Here is a 16,855-nt window from a genome sequence, read left to right on the forward strand (position 1 = left end):
CCTTCCCAACCAGCGCGTCAACGCCGGTCTTGATCAGAGAACCTTGGACTTCAGATCATCCCCGGGAAGGTGCGCCCACTTTCATGCCGCCCCACCGAGGGTCATCCACAGGTTCTGATCATTGCTCGGTGGTTGGCCGTATACCCCGCAACCATGGCAACCACGAGGTGTAGCCCTGCAAGCCGTGGCCGCGGCCCGACCACGAGAGCCAGACTCGCTAGACCAGGAAAGAGGACCAGCCATGTTGCACGATCGGCGTTGAGGGTGTCGCCATCCCAAGCGAGGAACCACAGCGCGAGCGCCGTCAGATATCCGAGCCCACACGCCGCGGCGAGCACGGCGATCGCGGCTGGGGGAGATCGCGTGAACGTCACCGCCAGCATCAACCAGCCCGGGACAAACGCACACAACACCGCAAGGGGTGTCCAGCACCACGCGACAATTGCTGCATCGGAAGACATTTCGGGAAGGCACACAAGAAAGTACAGAACGTAGCCGCCGCCGATGAATCGGCTTAGTGCCGACCGGATCCGTTGGCCATCGGCGACTGGATCCGCAGCACGTTCGGCGAGGATCACGTACCGATCTGTCCGCGTTGGGGGTACGGCAGGAAGCCGTCTTCCATCGCGCGTTTCGGGAAATCGAGCTTCGATCGGATCGGCCGGCCAGCTTCTGCGTACTTGAGCCGAATCCTTTTGAGGTAATCGTTGACGGTCTCGACGCTGATACCTAGGCCACGGCCAATGGCCGCGGCCGTTTGTCCGGAGGCGTATCGCGTGAGGACCCGCTGTAACTGGGGGCTGAGATCGACCGTACCGAGGTCAGGATCGCCGTCGATCGCCGCCGCCCACTCTTTAGTGACGACGGGCTGCTCTCGCACCACCGCGCGGATCGCGCTCAGCACGGCTTCGTTGGGTTCCGATTTCAGAACGATCCCGAGAACGCCCGCTCGTGCCGCTGACCGCAGCAATTCGGGGTGCTCGCCTGAGGTGTAGACGAGCACCTTGACTCCGCGTGCGCGGAGATGTTCGACGTTGTCGTACGGTGTCGAGCCGTCGACAAGCCGTAGGTCCAGGACTGCAACATCGACATGCCCATAGTCGCTTAACATTTCCTCGACGGTTGCGCTTGCTCCCACCCACTCCACGTCGGCGGCGGTGTTGAGGAGTTGCTCCAGAGCGAGTGCAAACAAGGGGTGGTCATCGATCAACCCGACGCGGCAAATCGGGTGCGCCTGCGACCGCTTCGATTGGTCTTCCACGGAGCCTATCGTCGCTGACGAATTGACGACTCGCTCGCCAATTTCGTCAACCGTCGTTCGTGAGTCCCACGCGCACGGTAGCTCGAATTCCCGACCAACCATCACCTCGGTGTCCGGCAGAAGTAGCCTGCGTGAGGCTCTGGGCGAGCTGCTCACCGGGTTGTCCTCGAGGTCGTAGGCAGCACCGCTTGATGGTCTGGCCAATACTCGCTGGGGTGATTGGAAGGCGTGGCTGCCGCTGATGGCTGGTGGGCGGCAGTTCCGAATCGCCGCGGTGCTGCAGGATCTGTTGTGGCGCAGGGGCACGGCGGTACGCGGCGAGGTTTTGAAACCTTTCCGGATGGCGCGTTTCACGAGCTGTGACGCCCCCACGGCGCAGCACCAATGCCACCAACAATGGGGGCCACATAGTTGGGCTTGTTGGCATCGCCATTGACCTAGTACTTACTGTGTATGCCGCAAACAACTATTGCCCACTGGGATGACGAACTCGGCGAACCCACTCCCTCCCAAGCCATCTCGGCGCTATGCGGCATCGGTGCCGCTCCGGTTCGCCGCCACGAGGTAGTCTTCCATGCCTGAGTCCCTGCTAGCTCAGGCCCAGCGAGAGCGATGTTCTGAAGGCCGGTATCGGCGGGTTTCGGCACGCCACGGGCTCCCGCACAGTTTGCCCCCTGCCTCGACCGCGGCAGCGATAGGAGATGCAGATGTTTGAGCTTCGAGCCGGAATAGCCCTCGCGATGGCAGCGGCGGCAACACTCATTCTCAGCCCCGCCGCGTCGGCGGACCCCGATCCACACATACCGAACGCAAACGAAGATTATTGTCCCGGTGGGCAGCGGTCCGACTACGGCGGCATCAAGTATTGCCTAGGCATTTCGTTCCCTAGTGGTGCGTTCTACGCCCAACGTGGCGGGTTCGGGGCGGCTGGCCCCTTCGGGCCCTGGCGTTGGGGAAACGGCGCCACTTGCATGGTCATGATTGATGGCACCGCACAGTACGTCGGCCCCTCCGGTAGTGTGCCTGACTGCGGAGGACCTCAGTCCATCGACTTTGGCTAAAGCTACGTGTGTGTTGCGGCCCAAGCGAGTTACGCCATGCCTGTGTGTTGCCGGAATGAGTGGTGGATAGGCCGTCACTATAGTCACCGAATTTGGAACCCAAACGGTAGGTCAGGTCAAACTGTCACCTGATCGTGCAGCAGACCCAGGGGTGCCTCATCAACTGTGTTCGTGCGGCGGCTTCGAAGCTGTTGACGCGATGTGTTCGCGAGGGCGTTCGTCATTGGGAAGATTCGCCTAAGCTATCCAGCGGGATCGAGAGACCCTTCGGGGGGAGACCATGCAGCTCAGGAGGAGACCATGCAGCAGCATCGTCGTATCGTAACGGCGTTCATCGTCTTACTTGCGTGGTCTGCATCGGTGTCGTGTGGCAATGGCTCATTAGCCAGTCCGCCGGTGTCCTCTGCCGATGGAGTGAAGGTATCCGCGTCCGCCTCGGGCGACCGCACAGGACCTGTGCCTTTACCGTTGATGAGTCACGTCGAAAGGTGCGGCTACCTGACGGATGCTGACTGGCCTTTTCCTGCCGGGAGTTACGCTGAATACAGCTACGATGCATCCGAGCTATCTGGTGTGTGGTGCGACGATGAGGACAAAACATACAGCGCAGAAGAATTTGAGGCGATCCCAAACAAGACGTTAAAATGTACCGATGTGATATACACGGGCAATTGGCCTACTAACATGAACTTTTACGTCTCTCCGAGTGTTTCGGAGACCGACGCTCAATATATTTGCCAGTATTACCGCGCCTTCAGAACTCCCGCACCACCGGTTCCTTGATGTCGGGACCGTAGTGCTCGAGCGCGCACGCTGTCGCGGAGCCGGGCTTCGCTCAGGCGAATCTCTGTCACCTGTGTCGACGGCAACTGACCTCATAGCCCATCCCGCCGCGAAGTCCCACCACCATCACCTTGGACGAAAAATGGAGGTTAGAACCAGGGCCCGTCGTACGCACCGTTCTGCCCCCGCCGCAAGTTAGCCGCCGACATCTCGAGGTCAGAGCCGGGTTCGTCGGGCAAGACAATGACCCATCCCTCTGGAACAGGCGCGACCGGCCGAAGTTTCCATCCAGATGATACTTGCTCACTGTTGAGAAAATTAATCACTGGATTGTCCGACGCGTTGGTGATGTAGAGGAAGTCTCCACCGATACTCGTATTATCTAAGTCGATCTTGAGCCCGTCCAGCTTTTCAGCCGGCAGGTCCAAGAGCACGCGCATCTCGGATGTATCGAAGACCTTCAGATACTTGCCCTCGCCGCCTCGAGTGCCCTTAAGGAGAATACGCTCGCCATAAATGGTCCGATCGCTAGGTAACTGAGCAAACCCCTCACCGGCTGGATTATAGTCGATGTAAGGAGCGATGGGACCGGTCGACTTTTTGGACCGCATGTCAAAGTAGTAGAGGCCCGGCTGAATGTCAGGGCTCGGGTTGCTCGAAATGTTGCGTTCGACCAGAAATCCATGATCGACACGCCTCGGGCCAGATGCGTCAGAAAGCATTCCCACGTCTGCTCCATTGAAGTCGTAGAAGTGGAGGCCGGACCCGTTTTGGTAAATGGCGTATCCGTCGTAGCAGAGCCAAATGGCGTCCAACGTTGGGCCGGCGTTAACTCCAGTTACAGTTCTGCGGGTGTTGCCGTCGGCATCATAAATCGTGAGAGCAACTATGTCATTCTCGATAAGTTTTCCTACTGCGAAGCCGTGGGCAACGGTATACATCACCATTTGTTGGCCAGCACCGTCAAGATATGGACCGGTGTAGGGTTTTGTTTGCAACGGTGTATTCGATGCCGGGTCCATGACAACAATATCCGTATGCGTTGATTCTTCGGTTAATCCGTGCGACGGCGTCCGGGCTGTGATGAAGTAAACGATTCGCAGTTGACCGGCGTCAGTCGCGGTGACGGTACACGCATACCCAACCAACGCGTCACCTGCGGCAAGTGTCGGTGCAGGGAATCGACTGTTGGTACCAGTTTTGGCATTGAAAAGCTGGCCGAACGTGGTGTTGTCCGGCCACGTCGTCGTGTGGACAAAGCCGGGAGTACAGCCCGCATAGAGAGCGACTGGGTTCAGATGAAGATCGGCGCCGTCGCCTGACACAGGGAGTGCTGCTTGGGTGGTTCGTACCGGCGCTGTGGACGTCGATGAAGCAGTCGAAGTTTGAGTGCTGGCAGTTGACGACACGGACTGCTGCGCTCCCTGTCCCGAGCAACCGACCAGAGTGACGAGGGCCATCGCCGCGCCAACGGTCAACCTGCGCATCAAACATCCTCCCAGATCGTGCGGGCACCCCCGCCCTCCACTTCGGTGCTTGAGCGTAATGATCCGCCCCGGCGTGTCGGGAGGCTCTCTGACACGCCGGGGCGGATCACCCAGGACGGAGGCTACCGGTTCACCTGATCGCAGCCGCGCAATGATTTGCCGGCGTACCGGCGACGAGTACTGGCGAGGCATGTGACCTCCCGAAGATCACTCTGCCCTCAACTCTGACAACAGTGGACCCAACAACACGGGTACAGATCTCCCGGTCTCAATCACGGGAAAAACGCCAAACCGATCGGGGTCAGGCCAGTCCGTTCAATTACTTGGGCTGCGCACTGGAGAGCTTAGTCGGTTCAATCCATCCTGCGTCGGAGGAAGTAACAGCAGGGCTTGTTATCACCCACCGATTATTGATAAAGCTTTCTTGTTCTTCCGTAAGAGGACGACCGCTTAAATCTTGAGTATCCATTTGTAAGGTAATGCGAGAAGGGGTGGCGGCGGTCGGGTCGACCGGAGTCGCAAACTCAACCATTTGTCCTGTGATTTTCGAGATATCTTGCGAAGTAAAGGTTACCTGGACATCTTGTTGGCGGCGTTCGGTACGTGACAGTGTGAAGGTTTTGCCAAAACTCTTCATTACGTACGCATGTGGATTATCAAGGATTACGTTATCATAAGCTGCTGCAAGCATTTTCTTTGCAGTTGGCAAATCCTTAGCATACGCAGCAGCTGCGACTACAAGGGTCCGCAGGAGATTCGACTCGTTAGCGGTATTAGACAGCGCCGGCTCTACGAGCTGGGAGCCGGTAAGTTCCTCAAGCGGCATACGATTGTTTTTCTTTAGGTTTGCATTCAAGCGTTGATGGGCCGCTTCCAGAACGGTCATATTTGGGTAATCAGGATCCCGGCTGGGTGCTTGCAGCTGTTCAACTGCCCATTGCTGTCTTTCGGCATCCGTAAAGTTGCTGTCTGCATCAAACTGACTTGGCGTTGCGGCGTCGAGCGTAAGCCCCGCAGTATTGCTCGGTGCGGACGTCGAGTGGTCATTATCCCGGGTCGAAATTGCGGCCAGTTGTCCTTTAGCTTGAAAGTACCCCCACGCATACCAAGCCCCACAGCCCACTAGAACGATGACGACACCGATCATTACCCATTTCCCAAAGGTACCGTCATGTGGTGACGGATTTGCCATGCCCGCTCCTCTGTCGTTTCGCACCAGCCTGTTAGGTCTGTATCGCCCGCATCATGACAGACGTTTCGCGGTCAGGGCGGGTCAAAGGCCGATTAACGGGTCCGCTATACCGGGCCATCGCCTCCGGTAAATGTCAACACGGTCCTGAACGTTCCTCACCCAGTCGCGTTTTATACCCAACCATGACCACCCGATCACCACCTCGTGGGGGGCGGTGGCAACGGTTTCACCACCTCCCACCCCGGCGGGATGTGCACTATCCCGGTCTTATCGTCGCAGAACCGTTGCAGCGCTTGAGAGACCATCTCCGAACCGTTGTTCAAACGCAGCACCTTCGGCGGTCCACCGCGGGCGGCGAACATCTTTTTAAACTCCTCGACGAGCGCTTTGCCGGTGATCGAGTGCTCCACCAGATTCAGCAGGACTCCCCGGGTGTTCATCGAACATCGACGCGAACTTGACAGCATTGTCATCGATGGTCGAGTCGAATTGGAAGTCGAGGTATAGCAAAGGGTAGCGGTCGCACGCGCCAGATATCACTGGCATATTTCATGGATAATGTAGATTATCCATGAACGGCATCGAATCTTCTGGGTACAGCTTGATTGGCACGCCACTGCGTCAGAACGCGTATCGGCCGTGAATAGCCCGCGGATGCGCCCATCACGAAGACACTGGGCTGGTTTTTGGCGTGGCGCCTTGCTTAGCGGCACTTGCGTGACGGTGACACATTAGACGCACCCGACTCGACGGCGCGTATGGGTGGATCACGCTGTCAAGTAGTGGTTTCCGCGTGCCCGGTCTGGAACTAGTTGAGAATCGCACGAACCCGGAGAAGCGACGACCGGCGGCGGCTGGAGAAGAAGAGTGTGGCTGTCGGGCCGGAATCGAGATACTTGATTTTCGCCACCCAGCGGCGGGTCGGTGCATGAGTGACGCCACCTGCGGCTGATCAAGATCTGAACAACTTCCTAGTTATCGGATTCGCCACCAAACCGGAAATTGCCGTCCGCCATTTCTTGGCGGAATTCTGTACATGAGTAGGTTAGGGAGTGGGTGGCCGCCAGCTCGGCCTGGAACCTAGACCCCTTCGCTGCCGCCGCCCCGACCAGTTGCGAGATCTTCAATGTGGCTGACTGATTTGGCGTCGACTACCGGGGCGTGTCGATCTCCGTCGTCGTGCCGTCGCGGCGCGTCTCGATCATCCGGCCGTGCTCGTCTAGCGAGACGGGCGTGATGCCCTGCTCCGCCAGCTTCCGCCCGTAGTCGATCTGGTCGAGCTGAGCTGCGATGGCCTCCGCGATCGCCGCGAGCGCAGCCGAACCCTCGGGCCTCATACCCATTCCTCTAGTGTGCCGCGGCGATCACTCTGGGTCTGTCTCGGCCTGAGCGCCTAACTCTTAATCAGCAGGTCCTGGGTTCGAAAACGCGGATGGCCGCCGAGGCCGATGCGGGCTGAGCGAGGCCAGATTTGGGAACGCTTTTGGGAACACAACGCTGCGAAACACCCCAAAAAGTATGGGGCCCGGCGGTACTGAGCGGACCTAGACAACGGATTGACCACCACTTTGGGAATTTGGCGTGGCGACGAAAACGCCCGGTGCGTAGCTCATAACCCAGACGTCGCCACCGCTTCGATTGGCAGGTTCGTCAAAGGTGTTTTCCCACAGGCCGCGCGGCGGCCCTAGGACGTGGGGTCGGTCGTCGTTGAGCGCAATTGTGATCCGATGGGTCGACGGGCGGCCGCCGGCCAGTAGGCCCGCGCCAGCATCGAACGCGCTGCCCAGTCCTCAGGTTGCAATGCGTCCAAAGCGATTTCGAGCAACACTGTAGCCTCTGGGTCGTTCAGCGCTGTGTGCAGTTCCGCGCAGTTGAAGACCTTCCCTGAGGACACTGACCATAGATCACCGGAGGCTGTGCGCCGCAGCACGAGCTGGTCGCATTCAGCCAAGGCCTCGTCGACGAGCTCGCGAGCGGGATAGTCCTCGCCGGCGCCGGACCGGGCTAGGGCCTCGCGCAGTAGCTGGCCGACTTTCACCTTGGCTCCGGTCGGATGCTTGTATCGCCACATGTCGACGTAGCGGCTCATACCTTCGGGCAGTCCGGGGATTTGCGAGCCGAACTTGCCAAAATACAGCAGATTGGCGGCCACCGACTGGCGAACACCGTTGCTGTTCACTGCATCTCGCAGCGCGTCGCGGATCACGAATTTGTGCTCGGGGCTCTTGGCCGCCGCGGATAGGCCGCGTGCGATGGCCTTGGTGTCCTCCGGTACGGGCCCGTCGAGGCTGCCCAATGCCAGTTCGATGAGCCGGCGTTGGTCGTTGGGTCGTGTTGCGGCGACGCCGTCTTCGAGGACGTCGGCGGCCAGTTCGGGTGCGGCGCGATACAGCCAGCCTGGCCAGTGGCCTGTTTGGTCGCAGCGGGCGACGATATCGAGAACCAGGGCGCGATGGTGATCGCCTCCGGTGTAGAGCCGCCCGGCGGCGAACAACCAGGTGTTGCGCCAGTGCGGGCTGGCCGCGGTGGTGATCAAGTTGTGTCGGATCAGGTCGTCGCTGCCGTCGACAAGGGCACACCCGGCCATGAGTTCCTGCAGGCTGCGCACATCGAATGAGACGGTGTCTCCCTCGTCGGGTCCCAGCAGCACAAGTCGTTTGGTGGCGACCTCGATCATGCGGGCGGCGAGCTCGTTGGCGGCTGCGATGCCGTGTCCTACGGCCAGAAGCCGCTCTTTCGCCAACTCACGCAGTTTCGTTCGCGGCATGAGACCGCGTGTCTCGAACGTGGCTTCGCACTGGACTTGCAGCAGGAACCCGACCTCTTGGTGTAGTTCGGTGATGTCGGCGCGATGGTTGGTGAAAAAGTCCCGATAGGTGGTTGGCTTGGCGGCTTCGCGCCGAAACACCGTTTCGTAGTAGGTCCAAAAGAGCAGGTATCGGTTGGCCGGTAGGCCTCCTGAGCTGGCGACGATGACGGTCAAGATCAGCACCTGCAGTGGGGTTTTCAGCAGTCGCTCGGAGCCGGGGTTGGCCAGTGCAGCCTTGAAGGCGACCAGGACTGCTTCTCCGCGCTCGGGGTCGTCGTGGTAGCGCTGCTGCGTGACCAGGTGTGCGTAGGCTTCAGCTTCCTTCGGAAGCAGGTCGTCGAGATCCACCTGGCCGAAGTGCTCGGGCAGGAGCTGCTCGGTGTAGCCGGTGGGGCGTGTGGTCACGACGATGAACAGGTCGGCGTCGTTGGCATCGGCCTTTTCCACCAGCGCGGTGATCTCGCTCAGCACTCGCTGGCGCGCCCTGACTTGGGTGACCTCATCGAGGCCATCGAAGATCAGGACGCAGGGCCAAGCCTTAAGCCAGTCATCGAGAGTGGCGGGATTGACGTCGACGTTGGCGGCGTGATTGATCAGGCGGCACAGCCAGCGCCGCAGTGTGGGGCCGCCGTCGTCGGGCCCCATGGCCTCGGCCATCGGGGCGAGGTCGACCCGCAGCGGCCAGCGGGCCGACCTGGGCGGCCGCAGGCTTAGCCGTTTGAGCGAAGAGTCGGTGCTGGTGATCAGGTTTGCGATGGTGGGCTCGTTGACCTCGTTTTTTGTGAATGCGGCGCGGTAGACCTGCGTGATGTATTTGGCCAGCGTGCTCTTGCCGTTTCCGGGGGCGCCGGTGATGACGAGGTGCCGCGGTGGCGGGGGCTGATCAGGCTCGTCGGACAGCCACACTGATTGGCGTAGAACGTCATCGCCGCGGGCCAGTACGGGCCGCAGTATGTTGGTGCGCTCGTTGTACTGGTCCCGCGCGGGCAGATTGACGACGACGCGCTCGATTGACTGCTTGTCGGAGTCGTCGTGGCCAGCTTCGTCGAAGCGGATCCAGCGCTGCGTCCCCAGTGTGGTTTGGGCATGATCGACCAGAACCTTGGCGAAGAGCTGCGGGTCGACCACACCCGGCAGTCGGTCCTGCCCGCTCAATTGCTGGATTCGGTGCAGGATGTCGCCGGCGGTGAGCAGGGCTGGAAATGCGTGGCGGATGCTGTCGCTGACCGTGATCGCGGCGTTGAGGTAATCGCGATGCCAGAACTTGATGTTGCGTAGACCGCGGCCGCGCGGCGTCTTTGGTCTATCCGGTGGCCCGTACTTACGTTCCAGGAGTTCCGCGGCGAAGCGCTCGACTTGGTCGATGCCGCCGGCCGGGTCTCCCGACGACAGCCGCGCGTTGGTAATGATCAGCAGGTTGTTGGGAAATCGGCTGCGTGGGCTCTCGGGCTCCATCCACGCGTCGATCTCCTTGCGCAGATGCGGCTTGAGCCACGCGAGGTTTCGGTGCGGGTCCTCGGAGGGGTGTTCGCACTGTTTGGCCTGAACGACCGTATAGCCGTTCCAGGCCGCATCGTCATCGCCGCTGGCCGCCCAGTCGATTCGGCCGTCGAACGTGGCTTCGCGCCCCCCGTCGGGGCCAGAGCCGTATACCTGAAGGCCGGCCCCGATCACTTTCAGGGCGAGCGCGACAGCGAGCTGCTCGAAGCCACGTGGGCTGAGCTCTTCAAGCTGGTAGTCGTGCATGGGTTATCCAGCGGTCGTGCATGGGTGATCGGGTGTGGTGAGTCGGAGCGTTCGAATGACGATGTGGCTCATTGTCTCGCAGGAAGAGTGACACTGTCGCGAACGACGCCACCGGCGCGGCGGCCGGTACATCTGCCGTGTCAGGGCCGCATCGGGCAGCCAGTAGGACGCGACCGTAACTTGTGTGCGCAATCGTATCCATTTGATACGATTGCGCACATGGCAATCTGGGATCGGCTTGTTGAGCTTGCCGCCGAGCAGCATGGCTACGTCACGACGCGCGATGCGCGTGATATCGGTGTCGACCCGGTACAGCTTCGGCTTCTGACAGCGCGCGGCCGTCTTGAGCGCGCCGGCCGTGGTGTGTATCGGGTGCCCGTTCTGCCGCGCGGTGAGCACGACGATCTTGCTGCTGCCGTGGCGTGGACGTTAGGTCGCGGTGTCATCTCGCATGAGTCGGCTCTAGCGCTTCACGCTCTTGCTGACGTCAACCCTTCGCGCATTCACCTCACTGTCCCACGTGATAACCATCCACGTGCAGCCGGGAGTGGGCTGTACCGGCTTCACCGCCGCGACCTTCAGGCAGCCGACATCACCTCGGTCGACGCCATACCCGTCACGACGGTTGTGCGCACCATCAAAGACTGCCTGGACACGGGCACTGATCCCTATCAGCTTCGGACTGCGATCGACCGGGCCGAAGCGCAGGGCACGCTTCGTCGTGCGCCAGCCGCTGAGCTACGCGCCGCGCTCAATGGACACGGTCCCGGCGTGCGCACTAAGGGGGCGTCGGCGTGAACCAGCCGTATTCGTCACCGCCGACGAACCTGCGCTCATTGCGTGATCGGCTCACGCAGGCAGCGCAACGGCAAGGTGTGGTGTTTGGCAGATTGCAGCGCCACGTCGCGATGGTCGTTGTCGCGCAATTCGCGGCGATACTCACCGATGACAGCGGTGCTCCGCTGCTGTTGGTCAAGGGTGGATCATCGTTGGAAATGCGGCGGGGGATCCCCGATTCGCGGACCTCCAAAGACTTCGACACTGTCGCACGACTCGACATTGAGGAAGTACACGAGCGGCTGGCCGAGGCGGGCGAGACAGGCTGGGAAGGGTTCACCGCGATCTTCACCGTCCCCGAGGAGATCGACGTTCCCGGCATGCCGGTGAAGCCGCGCCGATTCACAGCGAAACTGAACTACCACGGCAAGCCTTTCGCATCTGTTCCGATCGAGGTCTCGACCGTCGAGTCTGGCAACACCGACCAGTTCGACGTCCTCACATCTGACGCCCTGGGCCTTGTCGGGGGGCCCGCGCTGGTATCCGTGCCGTGCATGACCGTTCCGTGGCAGATCGCGCAAAAACTCCACGCGGTCACCGCAGAACTTGGAGGGGGCAGGGTCAACGACCGCGCTCACGATTTGGTGGACTTGCAGCTCCTCGAAGGGCTGCTGCCACATACCGAACTTTCGTCAACGCGCAGCGCGTGCATTGCCGTATTCGAAGCGCGCGCGCAGCATTTGTGGCCGCCAACTGTGGCGGCGCTCGCGCACTGGCCGGCTATCTACTCGGGTGCGCTGGAGGGGCTGGACCACCTCGAACTTGCCCCGACTGCGGAAGAGGCTGCAGAGGTCGTGCAACGATTCGTTGCGCGGATAGAGGCCGCACGCAACGAGCCGTAGCGCCTTCAAACCCACAGCATGCAAGTCCGGCCAATCAGCCTCGATAGGCGGAAGGTCACCCGCAGCGCACCGACGACAATAGTGACCCCCGGTGTGCCGAGAGTGTGCCAAGACGCGCAAAAACGGGCGACATGCCCTCGACGCTGTGAAACCAATGCGACGCGCTGACCTGCGTGGATCCGACGAGAATGTACCAGACGAGACGACAGAGATACGTCAAAAAGCCATTTACACACCAGCGGTCGGCGGTTCGATACCGTCCGCGCCCACCATCGGTAAGGTTTCGCGTCATGCGGCTCGACCACGTCGTCTTGTGGGTCAAGGATCCCGCCGCCGCCATGGACTTCTACACCCGCGTCGTCGGCCTCGCGCCTGTCCGCTTCGAGCAGTTCACAGCCGGCGACGCGCCGTTCCCCAGTGTGCGGGTCTCCGAGGACTCGATCATCGACCTGGCGCTCATCGACACCGCCGATGACATAGCCGGCCACCGGGTCAACCACGTGTGCGTGGCGATGACCAAAGCCGAATACGACGCACTCGATCAGCGCCTGCAGGCCGAGGGCATCGACACCAGTGACCGGCTGGCCCCCACCTTCGGTGCTCGCGGATGGGGGCCAGAGGGCATGTACTTCCCGGACCCGGACGGCAACGTCATCGAGGCCCGCTACTACGACGACTGACTAGTGACCCATACCGGGCATGCTCGCGGCCATCGGCTGGCCCAGCGTGGGCACCACGGTATTGGCCACATTCGCCGGGTCGACCACACCGCGGAAGCAGCCCACGGAGTACGGGTACTCGCTGTTGAGCACGTAGTGGTAGATGTTCTGGATCTTGCCGTTCCACATCACCGGCGACGTCATGCCATGGCATTCATCCAGCTGGGCGTTTTTGATCTCCTTGCCGTCGGCGCCGCGCGGTCCGTAAATGCCGAACCCGTCCAGCGCGTAGCCGAGCAGCGGTGACGGACCGCTGGTCCCGTTGGGCAGGCACTTCCACGAGAACGCATGCAGGTGGTACTGCTGGCTGTAGGGATGTCCGAAGCATTGGTCCAACGGCAGAATTGAAATCGGGTTGTACCAGGCATTGGTGGACGCATTCGCAATTTCGGCGTGCCACACCGTGCCGGTCAGCGTGACGCCGGTGATCAGGTATTGGATCGGTTGCGGAGTGCTGAGGTACTTGGGTGCCATCGGCACTTTGATGTCGAGGTTGTACGGCGAAATTCCGATAGCGGCGGCATTCGGATACGGCTGGCCGAATCCGGGGGTGCCAGGTGTCGTGTTGGTACCACCGGGAGCGCCCGCGTAATACGGATAGGCCGGAGTGCCGGATTGCACGGGGCCGAATTTGCCCATCGGCGTGCTGGGCAGACCGTTGCCTTTGAAGTACCGATAGTTCTTGTCCGAGGTGACCTTGAAGACGCTGCCGCGCGGATCGATGTCCTTGGCGGATACGCTTCCCGCCACCGTCGGCAGCTTGGCGATCACAATCGAATTGCTTGCCGCATCCACCCACGGCAGGGTGCTGGTCTGCAACGTGGTTCCCGGCGGGATGACCACCGAGAACAGTTGGCCCCCAACATAAATACCGCCCTTCTGAGGTGTGAAGATGCTCAGATTCGGTGCAGAGTTGCCCACCGAAACCGGCGCCACCGCGGACGCCGGCGTTGCCGCTGAGGTGGCTGCCACCAACACTCCGGCGAACAGCGCAGCGACCGCGCTCTTACTGCGAATCATCATGTCTTCCCTTCGATTTATGCGCTGATCACCGACACCACCCCCGACAGCGAGGTGATGTAGACATTGCCTTCGTTGTCGCCGGTGGGGCTGATCGCGACCCCGTACGCGAAGGCGCTGATATCGATGTTGTTGATGACCACCCCGTCGGTATTGATCACCGACACCGTCCCCGCCCCACCGTTGGTGACGTAGACGTAGCCGGTCGAACTGACCGCCACGCCTTGCGGATTGGGGCCGACGGTGATGGTCTTGGCGACGTTGCCCGCGGGGTTGATCACCGACACCGTGTCGGCCCCGCTGTTGGTGACGTAGACGTAGCCGGTCGAACTGACTGCTATCCCTTGTGGATTGGGGCCGACGGTGATCGTGTCGACGACCGAGCCGGCGGCGTTGAGCACCGACACTGTGCCACTGTTGTAGTTGGTGACGTAGACATTGCCGCCGGCGCTGACTGCAACGCCGCTCGGGCTGTCGCCGACCGTGACGGTGTTGACGACGTTGCCGGCCGGATTGATCACCGACACGGTGCCGTCCATGTTGTTGGCAACGTAGACAAAGCCGGTCGAGCTGACCGCAACCGCGCTCGGGCTGTTGCCGACGGTGATGGTGTCGATGACATTGCCGTCGGAGTCGAGCCACGACACCGTGTTGTCGCCGCTGTTGGTGACGTAGATGTCACCAGTTGGGCCGACCGCCACGCCATTTGGGCTGTTGCCCACTGTGATGGTGGTGACGACGCTGCCGGTGGGAGTGATGTAGGGGAGTGTCCCGAGGAAATCGGCGAGGTAGATGTTGCCCGCGTTGCTGCCGCCGGCGCCGGCCGCGCCCACCCCGCCCAGGAAGCCGCCGACGTCGATCGTCGACACCAAGAACGTCGACCCCGCGGCACCGCCCGCTCCGCCCGCACCGACGACACGGGTGACGGCAGCGCCGCTGGATCCTGCGGCGCCGGCACTGCCGCCGTTGCCGCCATCGCCGGCGAGCCCGCCGAGGCCGGCTGCGCCGCCGTCCCCGCCGTCCCCGCCGGTGCTCACCGAATCGGTGCCGGCGTCGGTCGTGTAGACGCTGCTGTTGCCGCCGAATCCGCCGGCCCCGCCGGTCGCGAATGCGCCGCCCGCACCACCGTCACCGCCGGCTCCGGCCGTCGCGTTGCCGCCATCGCCACCGCTCGCCGAGCCGGTGGCGGCGTTGCCGCCGAAACCGCCTGCGCCACCGTCGGCCAACAGCGCGCCCGCGCCGCCCTGCCCGCCGGCACCGCCTGCCGCCGCGCCCGCGCCGTCGGCCTTCGCAGCACCGCCGACACCACCCACCCCTCCGGTGCGTCCGAGGGCGCCCGCCCGGCCGCCGTCGCCGCCGTCGCCGCCGGTCGCCGTTGCCGTGCTGCTGACCAACGACTCCCCATAGCCGCCTGCGCCGCCTGCGCCGCCCGCGGCACCGATCGAGCCACGACCGCCGTCGCCGCCGTTCCCGCCCGTCGCCGATTGGTTGGCGATCGCCGACCCGCCTGCGCCACCGGCTCCTCCTGTGCCGCCGGTGATCCCGTCACCGAAAATGCCGCTGTCACCGCCGTCGCCACCGTGACCGGCGATCGCCACGCCCTCGCCCTGATTGATTGCCCCGTTGCCCGCGAACGGCAGATCGGCGTTGCCGCCGTCGCCGGCCCGGCCGATGAACAACACCGAACCGCCCCGGCCACCCGAACCGCCTGTGGCGGTGCCCGTTCCCGACGAGCCCTCGCCCGCATCGCCGATGTTGGCCGAGGCGCCGCCACCGCCGGTCCCGCCATTGCCGCCGGGGCCGACCGTGCTGTCGCCACCGGCCCCGCCGTTGCCGGCCACCGCGGCACCGTAGGCGCTGAATACCACGCCTTCCCAAGCACTTCCGCCGGCACCGCCGGCACCGGCCAGTAGGCCGCCTCGGCCACCGTTACCGCCGTTGCCGCCCGTCGCGGTGCCCGCCGCGCCGTCGGCATCGATGCCGTCCCAGTTCTGGGTGGCCGCACCGCCACCACCGCCGGCGCCACCGTTCCCGAAAAGTCCGGTCAAGCCACCGTTGCCGCCATTGCCCCCGGTGGCATAGCCGTTCACCGCGAAGGAGACGTAGCCGCCGACACCGCCGCCGCCGCTGTTACCCGAGAGCAGGCCTGCGTTGCCGCCATTGCCGCCGTTACCGGCCGTCGCACCAAACCAATTCACGTTGCCGTTGTCGGCGCCGCCGTATCCGCCGCTGCCGCCGTTGCCCACCAACAGCCCGCCGTTGCCGCCGCGCCCACCGTTGGTGGCCGCCGACACCAAGAACCCGGTTGTGCTGTCGTACACGGCATCCGTGCCGTTGCCGCCGGCCCCGCCGTTTCCGAACAGCATCGCGTTGCCACCATGCCCGGCGTCGCAGGCGGGACCCATGCAGCCCGCAGCGCCACCGGCGCCGTCACCGGGTTTGAACACGCTGCCGAAGAACAGTCCGGCGTTGCCGCCGTTGCCGCCGTTGTACCCATTGCCGCCGGACCCGAGCAGCAGGCCACCGTGGCCGCCGTTGCACTTCACGATCCCGGTGCACTGCACATCGGTGGAGCTGTAGCTATAGCCGTTGCCGACCAACAACCCCGCGTTCGGGTGATCCGCAGTGCCGTTCGACACGAAGATCGAATAGATGGCTCCGGCGACCAAGCCCGGCTGCCACACCGGCAGCGCCGAAGCCGACGGGAGTTTGAAAGGCTTTGGTGCGCTGGTCCTTTCGGCGACAATTCGGGCCGGTCTCTCGGCGGCCTTGCCGGCTGCCGCCTTCTTGGCCGACCGTGTTGTCGAGACCGGTTTCTTCCCAGCGGTTTTGGTGCCGGGTTTTAGCCTGGCCGCGTGCGATGCCGTCGCGCCGGTTGCGGTGTCGGCGGTGGCGACACCCGCCCCGCCGGTCAGCGCCGCACCGGCCAGCGCCGCGCCCACACCGAGACTGAGTGCGCCCATTCCAAGCCAGGAATACGTGCTGGACTGATCCATCGGTTCGGCCCTTCCGGCAAACAGCAAATTCACAGGTTGCACCAATTTTAGGAATTTGCGTGTGCGAAAGTTGGAACCGACTCGCCGTTATTTTGATCCGCA

11 protein-coding genes are annotated in these 16,855 nt (G+C 62.6%); 3 read left to right on the forward strand and 8 right to left on the reverse strand.

Going from position 1 to position 16,855, the window contains the following annotated elements:
• Nucleotides 1-574: 574 nt before the first annotated feature.
• The 6 genes from HPC46_RS22835 to HPC46_RS22860 all read right to left on the reverse strand — a co-directional run bounded on the left by HPC46_RS22835 (nt 575) and on the right by HPC46_RS22860 (nt 10,339).
• The gene (locus tag HPC46_RS22835; RefSeq protein WP_325096737.1) at nt 575-1,417 is read right to left on the reverse strand and encodes a response regulator transcription factor; all 843 of its coding nucleotides are present in this window, start codon (nt 1,415-1,417) and stop codon (nt 575-577) included.
• Between the two features lie 1,837 nt (nt 1,418-3,254).
• A complete protein-coding gene (locus tag HPC46_RS22840) occupies nt 3,255-4,592 on the reverse strand; it encodes a hypothetical protein (RefSeq protein WP_179474167.1) in 1,338 nt (445 codons plus the stop codon).
• 319 nt (nt 4,593-4,911) lie between these two features.
• Nucleotides 4,912-5,784 carry a tetratricopeptide repeat protein gene (locus HPC46_RS22845; RefSeq protein ID WP_179474169.1) on the reverse strand — a complete coding sequence of 291 codons (873 nt, stop codon included), beginning with the start codon at nt 5,782-5,784 and terminating at the stop codon, nt 4,912-4,914.
• A gap of 194 nt (nt 5,785-5,978) precedes the next feature.
• On the reverse strand, nt 5,979-6,224 hold the full coding sequence (locus HPC46_RS22850) for an integrase catalytic domain-containing protein (protein ID WP_179474171.1): 246 nt from the start codon (nt 6,222-6,224) through the stop codon (nt 5,979-5,981).
• A 711-nt stretch (nt 6,225-6,935) separates the two neighbouring features.
• Nucleotides 6,936-7,127 (reverse strand): hypothetical protein, encoded by a 192-nt coding sequence (locus HPC46_RS22855; protein WP_179474173.1) that lies wholly within the window; start codon nt 7,125-7,127, stop codon nt 6,936-6,938.
• A gap of 341 nt (nt 7,128-7,468) precedes the next feature.
• Nucleotides 7,469-10,339 (reverse strand): NACHT domain-containing protein, encoded by a 2,871-nt coding sequence (locus tag HPC46_RS22860; protein WP_179474175.1) that lies wholly within the window; start codon nt 10,337-10,339, stop codon nt 7,469-7,471.
• A gap of 180 nt (nt 10,340-10,519) precedes the next feature.
• Between HPC46_RS22860 and HPC46_RS22865 the strand changes: the two genes are divergently transcribed.
• The 3 genes from HPC46_RS22865 to HPC46_RS22875 all read left to right on the forward strand — a co-directional run bounded on the left by HPC46_RS22865 (nt 10,520) and on the right by HPC46_RS22875 (nt 12,698).
• A complete protein-coding gene (locus tag HPC46_RS22865) occupies nt 10,520-11,137 on the forward strand; it encodes a type IV toxin-antitoxin system AbiEi family antitoxin domain-containing protein (RefSeq protein WP_179474177.1) in 618 nt (205 codons plus the stop codon).
• The gene (locus tag HPC46_RS22870; RefSeq protein WP_179474179.1) at nt 11,134-12,018 is read left to right on the forward strand and encodes a nucleotidyl transferase AbiEii/AbiGii toxin family protein; all 885 of its coding nucleotides are present in this window, start codon (nt 11,134-11,136) and stop codon (nt 12,016-12,018) included. The genes HPC46_RS22865 and HPC46_RS22870 overlap by 4 nt, the downstream gene beginning before the upstream one ends.
• A 290-nt stretch (nt 12,019-12,308) precedes the next feature.
• Entirely contained in the window at nt 12,309-12,698 is a 390-nt protein-coding gene (locus HPC46_RS22875; protein ID WP_179474181.1) for a VOC family protein, read from the forward strand.
• Here HPC46_RS22875 and HPC46_RS22880 read toward each other — a convergent pair whose 3' ends face one another.
• Both HPC46_RS22880 and HPC46_RS22885 read right to left on the reverse strand, forming a co-directional pair.
• Nucleotides 12,699-13,760 carry a YHYH protein gene (locus HPC46_RS22880; RefSeq protein ID WP_179474183.1) on the reverse strand — a complete coding sequence of 354 codons (1,062 nt, stop codon included), beginning with the start codon at nt 13,758-13,760 and terminating at the stop codon, nt 12,699-12,701.
• A 14-nt stretch (nt 13,761-13,774) separates the two neighbouring features.
• Entirely contained in the window at nt 13,775-16,753 is a 2,979-nt protein-coding gene (locus HPC46_RS22885; protein ID WP_179474185.1) for an NHL repeat-containing protein, read from the reverse strand.
• Between the last annotated feature and the right edge of the window lie 102 nt (nt 16,754-16,855).

It is taken from the genome of Mycolicibacterium vinylchloridicum (assembly GCF_013404075.1).
Lineage (GTDB): Bacteria > Actinomycetota > Actinomycetes > Mycobacteriales > Mycobacteriaceae > Mycobacterium > Mycobacterium vinylchloridicum.